The 15663-nt window shown below is 68.3% G+C and carries 15 protein-coding genes; 6 read left to right on the forward strand and 9 right to left on the reverse strand.

Annotated elements, in window-relative coordinates; all coding sequences use genetic code 11:
• Positions 1–23: 23 nt before the first annotated feature.
• The 4 genes from ACZ6ZD_RS18680 to map all read right to left on the reverse strand — a co-directional run bounded on the left by ACZ6ZD_RS18680 (position 24) and on the right by map (position 7824).
• Entirely contained in the window at positions 24–6083 is a 6060-nt protein-coding gene (locus ACZ6ZD_RS18680; protein WP_465673662.1) for an RHS repeat-associated core domain-containing protein, read from the reverse strand.
• Between the two features lie 201 nt (positions 6084–6284).
• The gene (locus tag ACZ6ZD_RS18685) at positions 6285–6569 is read right to left on the reverse strand and encodes a hypothetical protein (RefSeq protein WP_465673664.1); all 285 of its coding nucleotides are present in this window, start codon (positions 6567–6569) and stop codon (positions 6285–6287) included.
• Positions 6570–6595: 26 nt separating this feature from the next.
• Complete coding sequence (locus ACZ6ZD_RS18690; protein ID WP_465673666.1) at positions 6596–6979, reverse strand: GNAT family N-acetyltransferase; 384 nt, start codon at positions 6977–6979, stop codon at positions 6596–6598.
• The gene (gene map, locus ACZ6ZD_RS18695) at positions 6976–7824 is read right to left on the reverse strand and encodes a type I methionyl aminopeptidase (protein WP_465673668.1); all 849 of its coding nucleotides are present in this window, start codon (positions 7822–7824) and stop codon (positions 6976–6978) included. Before map ends, ACZ6ZD_RS18690 begins: the two co-directional genes overlap by 4 nt.
• Positions 7825–7879: 55 nt before the next feature.
• Here map and ACZ6ZD_RS18700 point away from each other — a divergent pair, with 55 nt between their 5' ends.
• Positions 7880–8068 carry a hypothetical protein gene (locus tag ACZ6ZD_RS18700; protein ID WP_465673670.1) on the forward strand — a complete coding sequence of 63 codons (189 nt, stop codon included), beginning with the start codon at positions 7880–7882 and terminating at the stop codon, positions 8066–8068.
• Between the two features lie 53 nt (positions 8069–8121).
• Here the strand turns inward: ACZ6ZD_RS18700 and ACZ6ZD_RS18705 are convergent, their stop codons facing one another.
• Positions 8122–8730, reverse strand: a complete 609-nt coding sequence (locus ACZ6ZD_RS18705) for a histone H1-like repetitive region-containing protein (protein ID WP_465673672.1) — start codon at positions 8728–8730, stop codon at positions 8122–8124.
• A gap of 293 nt (positions 8731–9023) precedes the next feature.
• Here ACZ6ZD_RS18705 and ACZ6ZD_RS18710 point away from each other — a divergent pair, with 293 nt between their 5' ends.
• A complete protein-coding gene (locus ACZ6ZD_RS18710) occupies positions 9024–9716 on the forward strand; it encodes a helical backbone metal receptor (RefSeq protein WP_465673674.1) in 693 nt (230 codons plus the stop codon).
• Positions 9717–9779: 63 nt separating this feature from the next.
• On the forward strand, positions 9780–9956 hold the full coding sequence (locus tag ACZ6ZD_RS18715; protein WP_171669880.1) for a hypothetical protein: 177 nt from the start codon (positions 9780–9782) through the stop codon (positions 9954–9956).
• Here the strand turns inward: ACZ6ZD_RS18715 and ACZ6ZD_RS18720 are convergent, their stop codons facing one another.
• Positions 9957–10454: an NUDIX hydrolase gene (locus tag ACZ6ZD_RS18720; RefSeq protein WP_465673677.1), complete on the reverse strand. Its 498-nt coding sequence runs from the start codon at positions 10452–10454 to the stop codon at positions 9957–9959.
• A 90-nt stretch (positions 10455–10544) separates the two neighbouring features.
• Between ACZ6ZD_RS18720 and ACZ6ZD_RS18725 the strand changes: the two genes are divergently transcribed.
• Complete coding sequence (locus ACZ6ZD_RS18725; protein WP_465673679.1) at positions 10545–11447, forward strand: aldo/keto reductase; 903 nt, start codon at positions 10545–10547, stop codon at positions 11445–11447.
• Here the strand turns inward: ACZ6ZD_RS18725 and ACZ6ZD_RS18730 are convergent.
• Entirely contained in the window at positions 11444–11932 is a 489-nt protein-coding gene (locus tag ACZ6ZD_RS18730; RefSeq protein ID WP_465673681.1) for a VOC family protein, read from the reverse strand. The genes ACZ6ZD_RS18725 and ACZ6ZD_RS18730 overlap by 4 nt on opposite strands.
• A gap of 68 nt (positions 11933–12000) precedes the next feature.
• On the opposite strand from ACZ6ZD_RS18730, the gene ACZ6ZD_RS18735 reads away from it, so the two are divergent.
• The gene (locus ACZ6ZD_RS18735; RefSeq protein ID WP_465673683.1) at positions 12001–13158 is read left to right on the forward strand and encodes an alpha/beta hydrolase; all 1158 of its coding nucleotides are present in this window, start codon (positions 12001–12003) and stop codon (positions 13156–13158) included.
• Here ACZ6ZD_RS18735 and ACZ6ZD_RS18740 read toward each other — a convergent pair.
• Entirely contained in the window at positions 13155–13631 is a 477-nt protein-coding gene (locus ACZ6ZD_RS18740) for a GNAT family N-acetyltransferase (RefSeq protein WP_465673685.1), read from the reverse strand. The two genes, ACZ6ZD_RS18735 and ACZ6ZD_RS18740, sit on opposite strands and share 4 nt — an antisense overlap.
• Positions 13632–13677: 46 nt before the next feature.
• Here ACZ6ZD_RS18740 and ACZ6ZD_RS18745 point away from each other — a divergent pair, with 46 nt between their 5' ends.
• Positions 13678–14244 (forward strand): TetR/AcrR family transcriptional regulator, encoded by a 567-nt coding sequence (locus ACZ6ZD_RS18745; RefSeq protein WP_465673687.1) that lies wholly within the window; start codon positions 13678–13680, stop codon positions 14242–14244.
• On the opposite strand, the gene ACZ6ZD_RS18750 is transcribed toward ACZ6ZD_RS18745, so the two are convergent.
• Positions 14233–15660 (reverse strand): RNB domain-containing ribonuclease, encoded by a 1428-nt coding sequence (locus ACZ6ZD_RS18750; RefSeq protein WP_465673689.1) that lies wholly within the window; start codon positions 15658–15660, stop codon positions 14233–14235. The genes ACZ6ZD_RS18745 and ACZ6ZD_RS18750 overlap by 12 nt on opposite strands.
• Positions 15661–15663 lie beyond the last annotated feature (3 nt).

The raw sequence follows: 15663 nt of genomic DNA on the forward strand, positions 1-15663 counted from the left end.
GCCGGCCACCGCGGTCCTCCGGCTCAGCAGCCGGCGTAGATGCTCTCGCACGGGTTGGGCTGGGGGTTCTTCTCCCAGTTCTTGATCCGCTGCTTGTGCCACTCCTTGTCCGTGCCGTGATCGACGATGGTCTCCAGGCCGAGGTCGGCGGCCTGCTCGAACTTCTTGCCGCCGAGCCCGGTGAACCAGCCCCAGGTCTTGTCGAAGACCCAGGTGAAGACCTGGCCGGTGTCGGACTTGTAGAAGTCGACCGCCGCCTGGGCTTCGCGGTCGATGCGCTGCTCGTTCATGTACTCGGCCCGGGTCTCGGCTTCCCGCTGTTTGCTCTCCTCCCAGGCCTTCTGGTTGGCCTTGGCGATCTCGGCGGCCTCCTTCTCGGCCACGAAGCGTTTGGTCTCCGCGTGCATCGCCTCGGTCGACGCCTGCAGGGAGCTTGCCGAGGTCGCGAGGGTCCGCATCGCGGACAGCTGCGCGGCGTAGGCGCGGCGTTCGCGGGGGCCGACGTACTTGTTGATCTTCTTGGTGACTCTGGTCAGGACGCGGACCTGTTGTTTGACCGTGCGGACGAGCTTCCGCAGGACCTTGACCTTCTCGTCCATGTAGCCGGTGATCTGGCGGGCGAGGTCGTGCATCCCGAAGCGGGCAGCCAGCTTGGCGAAAACGCCCATCGCATAGATCGCGGTGCGGACGACGACGATGGCGTGGTAGGTCTCGACGATGCGTTTGGTGATGGTCTTGATCTGGGTGCGTAGTTCGGTGACGAGCTGGGAGACGTAGCGCAGGCCGTCGGCGTCGCTGAAGCTGACCGGGTTGTTGTTGGCGTACGCGTAGGCATTCAGCTGTTGTGGATCGTCGAAGTCGGTGACCGGGTCGACCGAGATGAAGCGGCCGGTGCTCGGGTCGTACTCGCGGGCGCCCAGGTGGACCAGGCCGGTGGACGGGTCCTTGGTGCCGCCGACGAAGTCGCGCTGGGTCGGCCAGGCCGTCGGCGTGGCGCCGCGGGTCTCGCCGTACGGCGTGGTCCGGCGGCGCTGGAACGACAGCGTCTTCGCGTCGACGCTGAGGGTGCCGGTGTTGTGGTGGTCCGCGCCGAGCCAGTGCAGCTGGTCGCCGGTCCGGACTGCGACCGTCTGGTTGCCCTGTTGGTAGTAGCGGGTACCGACCAGCGAGCCGTCCGGCTTGAGCAGGAGCTCGGTCGCACCGATGTACAGCGTCCGGCCGGTGTCGTCCTGGCGGATCAACCGGTTGCCGTCGGCATCGTAGACGAAGGACGCCGTGGTCTTGCCGTTCTTCTCGACCCGGTCGAGCCGGCCTTCGGCGTTCCAGTGGAACTTCTCCCCGGCCCCGGCGAGTTTGCGATCGGTCTGGGCGCCGTTGGCGTCGTACCCGTACTCGTCCACCTTCGTCCCGCCCGGCCCGGTCGTGGTGACCTTGCTGACCGCGTGGGCCTTACCGGCCTGATAGGCGTAGGTGCTCTCGGTGTTCCCGGCCGCGCTGACCCGCTTCTCCGACGTCCGGTTGCCCGTCGCGTCGAACGTCCACGAGTGTCCGTACGGCGCGGGGCCGCCGAGGTTCGCGGCCACCGTCGGGTCGACGGCGCAGTCGCCGTTGCCCGGGGTGAAGGCGTTCGTCAGCCGCCGGTACTCGTCGTACCGGAAGCACTGGGTGTCGGCAGCCTCACCGGCCGGTTCGTCGGTGATCTTGGTGACGTTGCCGGCGTCGTCGTACTCGTAGCTGGTGTTCGCGATCGTCGCCGGGCCGCCGGAGTCCCGCAGCGTGGTCGAGTTCAGCAGCCGCCGGCTGCCTTCCTCGTAACCGAACTGCTGGTTGATCCCCAGCCCGTTGCGCTCGAGCCGAAGGTCTTTCAGCTCACCGTGTTCGGTGTACTGCGCGTCGGTCACGTACGTACCGAGATTGCTCTTCAGGCTCACCGGCAGGTCGTTGGCGTTGTAGCCGAGCTCCAGCCGCTCCTGCGGCAGCCCGCCGACCCCGGGCAACGTGGTGGTGAGCAGCTTGCCGGTCTTCGGGTCGTGGGTCTGATCGACGGAATACGTCTTCGGTAGCCCGGTCTCGGAGTCCGGCAGCACCAACTCGGTCCCGGTCGGGTTGCCGGTGGTGTCGTAGCCCTTCACCCGGATCGTGTACGCCTTGCCGCCGACGTACCGTGTGGAGCTGCTCGGCGAACCCTTGGCCGCGGCGTCGTAGCTCCACTGGGCCTGGATCGCGCCTTCCTTGCTCCCGGCCCGCAACTGCTTCTTGCGGCCCAGCTCGTCGTACTCGTAGAACAGGACGTCGCCCTTCGCGTCCTTCGACGACTCGAGCTGGTCGAGCGGGTTGTAGGTGAACGTCGTCACCCCTTGGTCGGGATGTACGGACTTGGTTCGGCGACCGCGCAGGTCGTACTCGTACTTCCAGACGTTGCCGGCCGGATCGGTCACCGTGTCCAGCTGACCCGACGGCGTGTAGGTGTAACTGGTCTTGTCGAAGCTCGTCCCGGGCGCATCGGTCTTGTACTGCAGCAGCTCGGTCTGCCGCCCCTGGACGTCGGTGATCTTCGTGGTCGCCTGCTCGCCGGTCGGCGGGTCGACAGTCTGCCGATCCGCGTCGTGCTGATGCCGGGTGACCAGCTCACGCCCGTCGATCAGCGTGGTCTTCTCGGTCACCGGCCGTTCGAGGCCGTCGTACACCGTGCTCTTCTTGATCGGGATCTCGGCGTCCACCGCGTCGAAGATCTTGGCCGACCCCGGTGAGCCGTTGGTGTAATACGGGCCGTCCTCGCGGACCTGCAGGCCGCGAGAGTCGTAGTGGAAGTCGGTCACCATCGTGCCCGAGCTGCCGTCCGCGGCCGGCTGCCGCAGCTGGCGCTTCCGGAGCATGCCGTCGGTCAACGTGTAGGCGGTCTGGTAGCTGCCATCGCTGCGCAAGGTCTTGGTCTCGACCTGGCCGGCCTTGTCCCCGGTGACCCGATAGGTGTGCTGGACGCTCGGCGTCTGTCCGGTCGAACGGCCGGGCAGCCAGATCTTAGTGAGCCGCCCGACGCCGTCGCGCTCGGAGACGGTGGTGCGTCCGGCGACGTCGACGACGGACTTCTCCTCACCCCACGCGGGCTCGACGGCCGACGTGCTGGTCAGGTTGTTCGGGTGCGTGATCGACTTCGCGGTCACCGGGCCACGCGCCGGGCTGAAGCCGTACTTCGTGGTCTGGTTGAGCGCGTTCGTCGTCGACACCTTGCGGCCCAGCGCGTCGTACCCGTTGCGGACGACGGTCTCGTACGCCGGCGTCCCGTCCGCCTCGAACTTCGCCAGCCGGTCGACCCGGGTGACATCGCCCTTGGTCGCCTTGCCGAGCTCGTCGCTGCCGTCGTAGTAGAACCGCTGGTCGGTGATCACCTTGTCGTTGCCGGCCGGCTGGTCACAGGCCGCGGCGACCGTCCGCTGGTGGATCGGCAGGTCGGCCATACCGGCCGCGTTCGCGGTGTAGGCGAACGTGGTGCAGGTGTCGTCCTTCGGGGTGGACAGGTCGTTGTAGTCGGTGGTCGACGCGACCTGGCCGGTGCCGGTCAGCTTGTTCGCCGAGGCGCTCTCGCGGGCGCCGCCGCCGTTCTTGGCCTCCCACTGCCGGACGTTCTCCTCCTCGACCGCGAAGGCGCGCGTCGTCCCCCAGTCCCGGACCCTGGTCGCGGTCGGGTTCGACAGCCACGGGTCGGACAGCGATCGCTCGACGACCTTGCCGTCGACGAGTTTGACCGTCTCCCGCTCGTGCCCCGAGAACGCGTTCGCGTCGGCGATCCGCTGGCCCTTCGAACCGGTCCACGACCGCTCCTTCGCCGGCCCGCTGGAGTTCTTGTCGCCGTCCATGCCCTGGAAGTAGTTGTGCTCGGTCACGGTCTGAACGCCCTGCGGGTCGCCCTTCTTCACCACGACCTTGTCGTAGCCGCGCCACTGCGCCCAGGTCTTCTGGCCGATCTCGACCAGCCCGTCCTCGTCGTCGTGCCGCCAGGCCGCCTTGCCCGGATACTCGACACTCGTGACGATCGGGACGGCGCTGTCGCCGACCCGGTCGGTCTCGGTGACCTTGGTGACGACGTACTTGTGGAACCAGTCCTGCTTCTCGGCGCCGGCGGGCGGCGTCCACTTCATCGGGTGACAGCGCATCGTGTTCTGGTCCGGCGCCGGCAGGCTGCCGAACTTGCACTGCTCGTCGCTGTACTCGACGGCCAGGTCGGCGCCGGTGCCGTAGCTGATCCGGTTGATCCGGAACCACTGCAGCAGCGACTCGTTGGTGTTGTCCTTGACCCGGTTGTTCCGCTGCACGCTGCCGAAGGTGACCTCGGGCGTGTTCAGGGTGGAGCCGACGTGGCCGCTGTGCGTGATCGCGACCAGCCCGAGCCGGCGCGAGGTGTTGTCGCCCGGGTTCTCGAAGGTGTGCCGCAGCGACCAGCTGTCGACCGGCTCCAGCGCGTTCTTCTCGGCGCGCCAGACCGAGGTCGTGACCTTGGTCAGCCGCTTCTTGGTCCAGAAGCTCGGCGTACCGTGGTCGCAGGTGCTCTTGGTGCTGCAATCGGTGTCGAGCGGGGTGTCGTCGTAGTCCTGCGGCGCGCAGGCATTGAAACAACGCTCCGCGGTGGTGAAGTCGACCGCAGCGACCGGCTTGCTCGTGAAGACGGCGCCCTTGGCCTGGCCGTACTCGATCCGCTTGATGTTGCCGGCCCGGGTGTAGGGCTTCAGGGCCTTCGTGTCACCGGCGTACCCGTACTTGTTCTCCTCGGTGTCGTAGAACAACGTCATCGTGTTGCCGTGCGGGTCGACCGCGTGGTCGAGGTTCCAGCGGTACACCTGGTCGCAGAAGGACCCCTTGAAATCCCCCGGCTTGTGACACGGCTCCGTCGCGTGGTTGCCGGCGACCGGAACGGTCCAGGCCGACTTGGTCGCCGTCGCGCCGGGCTCGTCGAGCTTGTCGAGCTTGTCGAGACCGAAGTAGTACTTGGCGCCGCGCTTGTCGGTCATCACCCAGTACTGCCCGCCGTCGGAGCGCGTCAGCCGCTCGAACCGGCTGCCGTCGTCGCGGATCGGGCGCCACGTCTTGGTGGCGTCGTCCAGGATCAGCTCGCCGCCCTTGCCGTTGAAGGTCAGGGTGGCGTTGTCCGTCGCCCAGCACAGGTCGCCGACCTGCTTGCCGGCATTGTTGCCCTTCTCCTCGGACTTCGATCCGCAGGAGGCGTAGCGGCGCTCGATCGAGCCGCCGGGCTGCAGGTCGAACCCTTCACCGACCCAGGAGGTCTGGTTGTTCGTACTCGACGTCCGGCCGTCGACGCTGCCGGAGGAGTAGCTCAGCGCGACCTCGGGCGCCGGGCCGTTGGTCGCCGGCGGCGTCCGCATCGGGAACGACCAGTTGAAGTCCCCGGACGAACCGCCGACCTGCCAGGTCGCCGACGGCGACAGCGAGGTCGCGCCGAAATCACCCGCGGGCCCGGCAGCAGCTGCCTCGAGGGCGAACAGACCGGTCGCAGGAACGTCGGCTGTCACCTGGCCGTTCGCGGTGTTCTGGCTCGGCAGCCGCCGTCCGGCGGTCAGATCGACGACACCGAGACGGTACGCCCAGTCGCCGCCGTACGCGTGCCGGAAGGCGCGGTAGTCGACAGCCACCGAGACCTTACCGGCGGCCTTGGCGGCATTGGCGGCGCCGGACTTCGGGCTGAGCCGGAAGAGGAGGGCGTCGTCCCGGCGGCCGAGGACCTCGACCCGGACGTCGGCGAGCGTACCGGCCGTGTCCTTGGCCCGGCCGATCGAGATCGGCGTACCGGCAGCGGGCGCGCGGGACGTCGTACCCGCCAGGGCCGTCCGCCAGTCCGCAGCGGGCAGCCGGACGTCGGCGGTCGCCGGCTTCGGCCAGGACACCGGCGACGACTTGTCGACCGTGGTCGAATTGCTCGTGCTCGGCGGTCGCGGCGGGTCGACGAACTTCCCCTTGACCGGCGTGGATTTCGCCGTCCGGCGATCCGGTTCGGCGGCCCGCTCGGCGGCGGCTTCGGTCGCCGGACCGGTCAGCGTGGCCACCAAGGCCAGCGCGGTGACCACCGCCACGCCCCGCGAAACCCTTGTGGGGTTGGGATGTGGCCGCATGATCCGTCGATGGTGTCGACGTGGTCGTTCTTCGGAGCTCCCCTGAACAGCTGTCATCCGGCCAGGCTAGGAAGCCTCCGGCCGCGTCACAGCCAATTCGACCTCAATCGATGTAAACCCTGACCAGGATCGAATTGCTTGACTTCCCCGGTCAAGAAAGGATCACGCGCGGCGGCGGTCGTGGAGGGCGTAGAGGGCGGTGGCGAGGAGGGAGGCCCAGAGGTAGAGGTTGACGAGGACGTGTTCGCCGAACCAGCCCAGGCCGACTTCTTCGCCGGTGGTGAGTTTCCAGAGGGCTGAGCCGGCGGCGCGGCCGAGGCCGATCAGGAGGATGCGGACGATGAACCAGCGCCAGCCCCAGCCGTCCGAGTCGTTGAAGTCGAACAGCCTGCGGAAGATCACGGAGGCCGGCGGTATCGAGATTGTGCGTTCCCCACCCTGGTTCATGGGTGCAGTGTGGCAGCTCGTGGGGCCTATGGGTGGATGCGGAAGCCGGTGAAGGTTCGGTGGTGTTCGTAGGAGGCGTAGAAGTCCTGGGCGGTGTCGGTGACCAGGTCGATGCGCTGGGCGCCGGTGAGGGGGTGGGCGTAGTCGATGAGGGCGCGGCCGATGCCTTGGCGGCGGTAGTCGGCGTGGGTGGCCATCATCGAGAGGTAGGAGGCGAGGTGGCCGTCGCTGAGGAGGTAGGCGAAGCCGACGACCAGGTCGCCGTCCAGGGCTACGACTGTCGTGACGCCGGGGGCGGTGAGGGTGGCGTGGGCGCGGTGCAGGTCGGCGCCGAGGCTGGGCCAGCCCTCGGCGTCGCAGAGCGCCACGATGCCGGCCAGGTGGGCGTGGTCGTAGCGCTGGAGGTTCACGGCAGGGTGAGGATCTCGGCGCCGGTGTCGGTGACGACGAGCGTGTGCTCGAACTGGGCGGTGCGCGACTTGTCCTTGGTGGTGGCCGTCCAGCCGTCGTCCCAGAGGTCGTAGTCGTAGCTGCCGAGGGTGAGCATCGGCTCGATGGTGAAGGTCATCCCGGGCTCGATGACGTCGTCGAAACGCTCGTCGTCGTAGTGCGGGATGATCAGGCCGGAGTGGAACGACGTGGAGATGCCGTGCCCGGTGAAGTCGCGGACGACGCCGTACCCGAAGCGTTTGGCGTAGGACTCGATCACGCGGCCGATGATGCTGACCTGGCGGCCGGGTTTGACGGCCTTGATCCCGCGCAGCAGCGCCTCGTGCGTGCGCTCGACGAGCAGGCGGCTCTCCTCGTCGACGTTGCCGACCAGGAAGGTCGCGTTGGTGTCACCGTGGACGCCGTCCAGGAACGCGGTGATGTCGACGTTGACGATGTCGCCGTCCTCGAGCGGGCGGTCGTCGGGGATACCGTGACAGATGACCTCGTTGACCGAGGTGCACAACGACTTCGGGTAGCCGCGGTAGCCCAGCGTCGACGGGTAGGCGCCGCGCTCGATCAGGTACTCGTGGCCGACCGCGTCCAGCTCGTCGGTCGTCACGCCCGGCTTGGCCGCGGCGCCGACCGCCTGCAACGCCTGCGCGGCGAGTTTGCTCGCGACGCGCATCTTCTCGATCAGCTCCGGCGCGGTGACGTACGAGCCGTCGTACGGCGTCGGCGCCGGCTGGTCCACGTACTCGGGGCGCGGAATGGCGGCAGGGACTTCGCGGCGCGGCGAGATGCCGCCGGGAGTGAGGATCGACATGGTGGGAACATTCTAATGACGAGACCATGGACTCCGGAGAGGTGGTCAGCCCGAGATGAGCGACGATCACAGCAACGAGTGGTACTACAACACCAGGACCGGTCAGGTCGAGCCGTACTCCGGCGCGAAATCGGCCGACCGGCTGGGGCCGTACAACTCACCCGAGGAAGCCGCGCGGGCGCTGGAAAAAGTCGAGGAACGCAACGAATCCTGGGACAACGACCCGAAATGGAACGACGACTGACCGCACGCGCGTGAGGGGCGCCACCGGAATCCGGTGGCGCCCCTCAGCTTTTGTCAGCGAGCGGTACGGCGCGCGGTCGTGGTCTTGCGAGCCGGTGCCTTACGGGCCGGGGCCTTACGCGCCGGCGCCTTCTTGGCCACGGTCTTCTTGACCGCCTTCTTCGCCGCGACCTTCCGCGCCGGAGCCTTCTTGGCGACGGTCTTGGCCGGGGCCTTCTTGGCGGCGACCTTCTTGGCCGGGGCCTTCTTCGCCACGGTCTTCGCGGGAGCCTTCTTCGCCGGCGCCTTCTTCGCGACCGTCTTCTTGACGGCCTTCTTCGCGACGACCTTCTTCGCGGGAGCCTTCTTGGCCGGGGCCTTCTTCGCCACGGTCTTCTTCGCGACGGCCTTCTTCGCCGGTGCCTTCTTGGCCACCGTCTTCTTGACGGCCTTCTTCGCGACGACCTTCTTCGCGGGAGCCTTCTTCGCCGGCGCCTTCTTCGCCACCGTCTTCTTGACGGCGGTCTTCTTCGCCGCACTCACCTTCTTGGCGACTGTCTTCTTCGCGGTGACCTTCCGCGCGGTGGTCGTCTTCGCGGCGGGGGCCTTCTTCGCGACAGTCTTCTTGGCGGGAGAAGCCTTTTTGGCTGTCGCCTTCCCTGCGGCTGCCTTCTTGGCTGGCACTTCTGCCTCCTTGGTGCGGCTGAGGAAAACCACGGTGGATTCCTCGTCGTCACGATGATGACAACACTTGGTGCCTTCGTAAAGCACCTGAAACGCCTGCAGGTTAAGGCGACCTGATCGCAAAGCCGGGCCGAATCAGCGAAAATCCTTGTACAGAAGGGTTTCCACCGGGTCAAGTGGCGCGCCGGACGGCCGGATAAATTCTTCACGACACGCGCGCAAAGTTCGTGTCGAACGGCCGTTTGGCGCAGTGTTGTCGTTGGCAACGGACTTCGAACGGAGGGCTGCAGACGATGCGCGTGGTGAGTCTCGTACCGTCGTTGACGGAGTCGATCGCGGTCACGCACGCGCAGCTGCTGGTCGGTGCGACGGACTGGTGCACACACCCCGCGGGCCTCGACGTGACACGGATTCGCGGTACCAAGAATCCCGATCTCGCCCGCATCGAAGCACTCGCTCCGGACGTCGTGATCGCGAACGCCGAAGAGAATCGCGGCGCCGATCTGGACGCGTTGCGCGAGCGCGGGTTCGCGATCATCACGACGTCGATGACGACCGTCGACGAAGCACTCGACCAACTCGACGAACTGCTCGTCGCGATCACCGGCGAACTCCCCGAGTGGTTACGGCAAGCGCGGGCGGTGTGGAGTACGCCGTACTCCGGGCCGCGCCGGCGCGCCGTCGTACCGATCTGGCGGCGGCCGTGGATGGCATTGGGCCGGGACACGTTCGCGGGTGATCTGTTGTCCCGGATCGGCGTCGACAACGTGTTCGCGGATTCCACCGAGCGCTATCCGAAGTTCGACCCGGAGACATTGCCGGAGTACGACCTGGCCGTCCTTCCGGACGAGCCTTATCTGTTTAGCCCCGACGACGGGCCGGAGGTTTTCCGGCAGCCGTCGAAGTGCGTCTCCGGACGGCATCTGACCTGGTACGGACCGTCACTGACCGCGGCGCGGACGGTGCTCAGCGAACAGCTGGCGTGACCTGCGACACGATCGTTGCCATCTCAGGTAGACGGTTAGGTTTGCCTCACCTACAGTTGCGGCGTGCCGTCGATGACCGCGAAGAAGAAATGCTGCAAGGACAAGCCGAGGTGCAAGAAGTGCCCGGTGGTCCTCAAGCGGCTGGCTGATGCCGGTTGCGCGGAGCGGCTCGACCGGACGCACTACAAGGTCGACAAGAAGGTCCCGAAGAAGGTGCTCAAGGAGGCGCGCTCGCGCTGATCAGGACGCCCGGCGCAGGGTGATCGCGTCGGCCGCCTGCTGGAGCAGCCCCGGGATCGTCACGTGCGCCGCCTGACCGGTCGCCTCGAGGTCGTGGCCGTACCACCAGCCGTGGGCGCTGATCGTCTGCAGCTCCAGCTCCTCCTGGTTCGCGAACGTCACGTCGACGGCGTCGACGGCGATCGCGAAGAAGGTCTGCGCCTGGATGATCCGCGCGCCGCCCCAGTCGAACTCGATCTCGTTGGTCGCGACCGGCGTCCCGAGCGCGTCGGCCGGCAGCACGATGCCGACCTCCTCGCGCAGCTCGCGGCAGGCGGCGTCCAGGACCGTCTCGCCGGTCTCCACGCCACCGCCGATCGTGAACCAGTACGGCACCTGCGGTTTCAGCGGATCCCAGCCGTGCAGCAGTAACACCTTGCCGTCCGGACGCACCGGCAGCACACGGGCCGTCGTCCGCCGGACGACGGTTCCTGGAGGCGGCAACCGAGATTCACTCACACCACAAAACGGTAGGCGACCTCTCGCGACCGACGCGTGTTCACCCGGCGCGTCCCGGAGTTGTTGCTGCCGACACCTACGCTGGACGGCATGGTGGCTCGTATCGGTCTAGGCCTGGCCGCGCTCGGACGTCCGGGCTACATCAACCTCGGGCACGACGAGGATCTGCCGCCCGGTCGCGCGATCGACGACCTACGGCAACGAACGCATCAGCTGCTGGAGCAGGCGTGGCAGTCCGGTGTTCGGTCCTTCGACGCCGCGCGTTCGTACGGGCTTGCCGAATTGTTCCTGGGCGAGTGGCTGACGCCGGAGCGTCGCAGTCAGGTCACCATCGGTTCCAAGTGGGGCTACACGTACGTCGCCGACTGGCGGCACGATGCCGCGACACACGAAGTGAAGGACCACTCGCTCGCGACCTTCGAGCGGCAGTGGCCGGAGACGCTGCAGGCGTTGGGCGGCCCGCCCGATCTCTACCTCGTGCACAGCCTGACCGCGGACAGCCCGGCGCTCGACGACGCCGAGTTGCTGAACCGGTTACGCGAGCTGGCGGACGACGGCGTCCGCGTCGGGCTGTCGACGAGCGGCCCGCACCAGGCCGCGACGCTGCGCAGGGCGCTCGCCCTCGACACGCCCTTCACCGCCGTCCAGTCCACCTGGAACGTCCTCGAGCCGTCGGCCGGCCCGGCGCTCGCCGAGGCGCACGCGGCCGGCTGGCTCGTCACGATCAAGGAGGCGGTCGCCAACGGCCGGCTCACCACCCGTGCGGGCGAGACGCCGTTCAACGTCTTCGCCCGCGAACACGGCCTCGCCCCCGACGCACTCGCTCTCGGCGCCGCTGCCGCCCAGCCCTGGGCGGACGTCGTCCTCAGCGGCGCGACCACCGCCGAACAACTCGCCAGCAACCTCGCAGCCCAGGCCGACGGCCCACTCGCCGAGTTCGCCCAACGACCCGACGAGTACTGGACCGAACGCTCCGCCCTGCCCTGGATCTAGGCGCGCGAGCGCATCTCCACGGCGAACGTCTCCTGCGCGACCTGCATCTTGGCGGCCTCCTCGGGGTCGGCGAACAGCGGGCCGATCGTGGCCGGGTCGACGTCGTACAGGTGCGTCTGCAACCACCAGATGTTGCCGACCGGATCCTTCACCCGGCAGCCCCGATCGCCGGTGATCCGCGACTCCGCCATTTCCGTCACGACCGTGCCGCCCGCGGCGAGCGCCCGCTCGTACGTCACGTTCACGTCGTCGACGTACACACTGAGGAAGCTCGGCGTCACCGGCCAGTCCGGCTGCGCGTCGAACGTCATCAGCACCGAGTCGCCGACCGTGATCTCCGCATGGCCGATCGTGCCGTCCGGGTTCGGCACCCGCAGTGAGCTGGACACCGCGAAGGTGTGCTCGACAAAGGTCAGGAAGCGCTCCGCGCCGCGGACGACGATGTAGGGGGTCACAGTCGACTTACCACCGGGGTTCTTGGTCATGTCGGAAAGTCTGCCGGAAGAAGCGGCCAGCTTGTGTCCGCTACCTCAGCCCGTGAAAAGGTAGCGGTATGGCATGGCGGGGTGTGCGGAAAGTGCGGACCGGGATCGTGATCCTGTTGCTGCTCGTGCTGGTCGGCGGCGGCGGATACGTCGGGTGGGTGCTGGTGCAGCGCTCGGAGCCGGTGAGTCTGCCGGCGCCTAGCGGCGACCTGCAGGTCGGACGCCGGACGTACGACTGGACCGACAACGCACGCCGCGACCCGTTCTCCGAAAACTCCCGGCGGTTGTCGGTTTGGGTCTGGTATCCGGTCGCCAAGGGCGTGACCGCACGGAAGGTCGAGTACGCGCCTCGTCAGTGGGACGGCTTGCGAGTCGAGAAGCCGTGGTCGGTCCTGCAGGGACAGTTCGACGTCGTGCGCGACCCTGCGCTCGACAAGGCCGCGATCGCGCCGGGGCGATTCCCCGTGGTGGTGCTGATGCCCACCATGGGTTTGGCGGCGCCGACGTACGCCGCCCTCGCGGAAGACCTGGCGAGTCATGGCTATCTGGTCGCGGGCGTGACGCCGACGTACAGCGCGAAGCTGACCGTGATCGACGGGCAGACGATCACCAGCAAACCCGAGGCGAGTCCGGGCAATCTGGACGACGACGGTCCGGGGATCCAGGAGGCCGGCGACCAACTCGTCACGACCTGGGCCGGGGACGCGCGCTTCGCGGCGGCCCAGGTGGCCAAGCAGTTCCCGAATTCGGTCAACACGACGGTCGGGGCGTCGTACGTCGGTCACGGGTTCGGCGGGGCCGCGTCACTGGAAGCATGCCGGACGGACACCCGTTGCGCCGCCGCGGTCGACCTGGACGGGCGTCAGTTCGGGCAGGTGGTGACGAAGGGCGTCCAGGCGCCGATCATGCTGCTCGGCGCGGACGACTCCTGTATCACCAGCATCTGCGGGCCGGACGCCAAGAGCGACGCCGATCGCGACCGCGCCTTGTCGTTGCTCAGGGCAAGCACCAACACCTCCTGGTGCGCGACCATTCCGGACACGCGGCACTACAACTTCACCGACTACGGCAGCTACTACCTGGCCTGGCCGCTGCGTAGATCGCTCCCCCTCGGCAGCACGGACGGCGCTCGCGCGCTGACTCGGCAGAACGGTTACGTCAGTACGTTCCTCTCGCACGCGCTCTTCCAGACACCGGCCCCCGGCGCACCCGCGTGCCCGTCCTAAAGATCGACCTCGTAGGTCTGACCGACCACTGATTCACCCCACGCTTCATGCGGCTCCTCGCTGGTCAGCTTGAACCCGCGAGCGAGGTAGATGTGCCGCGCGGCGACGAGCGGATCGTTCGTCCACAACACCATCCGCTTGTAGCCGACCTCGCGCGCGAACGCGAGACACGTGTCGACCAGCTCGGCCCCCAGCCGTCGCCCGCGCGCGGCCGGCGCGACCAGGAGCAGCCGCAGCTTCGCGGTCGCCTCGTCCGGGCCGCGCATGCAGAACACGCTGCCGACGCGTTCGCCGTCCAACTCGGCGATCCAGCCCGCCTCGCGCGTCTCGTCGTGGTCGGTCGCGTACGCCGCCACGATCTGCGCGATCAGCGTCTCGTAGGGCTGCCCCCAGCCGTACTCCGCGGCGTACAGCTCCGCGTGCGACTGCACGACCCAGCCCAGATCGCCCGGCTTTCCCAGTTTCCTGATCATCACGCCTCCTACTGACACGACTGTTTCAGTAGGAGATACTAGACCCGTGCCGACGACGAAGCCAGCCCCGTCCGCGCGCGAGCAGGAGCTGCTCGAGCGCGCGTATGAGTACTCGCTCACGCACGGCCTGGCCGATCTGTCGCTGCGGCCGCTCGCGGCTGCGATCGGCTCCAGCCCGCGGGTGCTGCTCTTCCTCTTCGGCAGCAAGGACGGTCTGATCCGCGCGCTGCTCAAACGCGCCCGGGTCGACGAGCTGGCGCTGCTGCAGCAGATCGATACCGCGTACGCCGAGCCGCCCGGGCTGACCGTGGTCGCGCGCGAGCTGTGGACGTGGCTGGCCGCGCCGGAGCGGCGTCCGTTGATGAAGTTCTGGGTCGAGGCGTACGGCCGGTCGCTGGTCGCGCCGGACGGGCCGTGGGCCGACTACGCGCGCTCGACGGTCGACGACTGGCTGGAGCTGCTCAAGGCGAGTCAGAGCGAACCGACGACGGCTTCGAGTGCGGCTCGGCGTACCGCCGTCCTCGCGATGTTGCGCGGCGCGCTGCTCGACCTGCTGGCGACCGGCGACCTCGAGCGCACGACCGCCGCGGTCGAGGACTACCTACGGGACTAGCTCGAAGGCGACCGTGCGCTTGGCGATGTCGGCTTCGGTGAGTTTGACGCGGACGGCCTTACCCAGCGACAGATTCGCCCCGGTGACGCGCCCTTCGACGGCGAACTTCGAGAGGACGACGACGCCCCGGCCCGGCTCGCGGTCGTCGACGTCCGTGATCACGCCGTCGAATTCGGCGCCGAGCTGCTCGTGCAGCAGGCCGGCCTCGACCATGCCGACGATCGCGCGCTCGTAGGCGTTCGCCCGCCGGTCGGCCTCCTCCATCAGCTTCGGCAGCTCGTCGAGCGACTCGCGCACCCAGGCGGGCACCTCCACCCCCGCGGACAGCGCGAGGCAGATCTCGCTGCCCCAGCGGTCGACGAGCCGGCGCAGCGGCGCGGTGACGTGCGCGTACTCCGCCTTCATCGCCGCATGCTGCGGACGCTCCGGCACGCTGTCGATGAACGGCGTGTAGCCGGCGCCGCGGAACAGCACCGTGCAGGCCGCGAGCATCGCCGCGTGTGCCGGAACCTTCGGCTCCAGCCCATGGATGAACTCGGCGTACGACGTCTCCCGCGCCCAGGCGATGCCGAGCGCCTTCGCGGTGTGCTCGAGCTTGCGGCGCAGGTCGTCGCGGGCCTCGGGCAGCGTGCGCAGGATGCCGATCTTGCCCTGCATCATCAGGCCGGCCGCGGCCATCCCGGTGAGCAGCGAGATCTGCGCGTTCCAGCCCTCGACCGGCAGCGGCGCACGGAACTCCAAGCTCCAGCTGCCGTCGGCCGTGACGATCTCCTGGTCGGGGATCGGCAGGTTCACCCCGCCGCGCTCGAGCTCGAGCTGCTCACGCAGCTTGCCGACCTCGCGAAGGAGCTGCAGGCATTCGGACGCCGTCCCGGCATCGAGCTCCTGCTGGACGCCGGCGTAGTTGAGCTTGGCGCGCGACTTCACCAGCGCGCGCTCGCACGTGACGCCGGTGCGCTCGCCGCGCGCGTCCAGCGGGATGGTCCACAGGACGGCCGGGCACACCTGGTCGGGGAGCAGCGACGCCTTGCCCTCGGAGAGCTCCGGCGGGTGCAACGGCGTCCGCTTGTCCGGCGCGTACAGCGTCACGCCGCGGCGCCGGGCCTCCGCGTCGATCGGATCGCCGGCCGTGACGTACGCGGCGACGTCCGCGATCGCGTAGTGGACGACGTACCCGTCGCCCGCCCGCTCGATGTGCAGGGCCTGGTCGAGGTCCATCGAGTCGGGCGGATCGATCGTGACGAACTCCAGATCGGTGCGGTCCAGCTCCGGCAGCCGCGGCGTCGCCGCCTCGGCCGCCGCGACCACCGCCGGCGGGAACTCGGCCGGTACTTCGAGCTCACGCCGGATGTCCTGCAGCGACTTCCGGAAGACCTCGGGGACGTCGTCCGCGAACCGCACCTTCTGCAATGGCATGGG

This window comes from Kribbella sp. NPDC104218, from assembly GCF_055584105.1.

What these genes read in the sequence shown, in the direction of transcription:
- ACZ6ZD_RS18735 (WP_465673683.1), top strand. Translation starts at nt 12,001, where the DNA reads ATGGCATGGCGGGGTGTGCGGAAAGTGCGGACCGGGATCGTGATCCTG.
- map (WP_465673668.1), bottom strand. Translation starts at nt 7,824, where the DNA reads ATGTCGATCCTCACTCCCGGCGGCATCTCGCCGCGCCGCGAAGTCCCT.
- ACZ6ZD_RS18750 (WP_465673689.1), bottom strand. Translation starts at nt 15,660, where the DNA reads ATGCCATTGCAGAAGGTGCGGTTCGCGGACGACGTCCCCGAGGTCTTC.
- ACZ6ZD_RS18700 (WP_465673670.1), top strand. Translation starts at nt 7,880, where the DNA reads ATGAGCGACGATCACAGCAACGAGTGGTACTACAACACCAGGACCGGT.
- ACZ6ZD_RS18725 (WP_465673679.1), top strand. Translation starts at nt 10,545, where the DNA reads ATGGTGGCTCGTATCGGTCTAGGCCTGGCCGCGCTCGGACGTCCGGGC.
- ACZ6ZD_RS18730 (WP_465673681.1), bottom strand. Translation starts at nt 11,932, where the DNA reads ATGACCAAGAACCCCGGTGGTAAGTCGACTGTGACCCCCTACATCGTC.
- ACZ6ZD_RS18740 (WP_465673685.1), bottom strand. Translation starts at nt 13,631, where the DNA reads ATGATCAGGAAACTGGGAAAGCCGGGCGATCTGGGCTGGGTCGTGCAG.
- ACZ6ZD_RS18710 (WP_465673674.1), top strand. Translation starts at nt 9,024, where the DNA reads ATGCGCGTGGTGAGTCTCGTACCGTCGTTGACGGAGTCGATCGCGGTC.
- ACZ6ZD_RS18685 (WP_465673664.1), bottom strand. Translation starts at nt 6,569, where the DNA reads ATGAACCAGGGTGGGGAACGCACAATCTCGATACCGCCGGCCTCCGTG.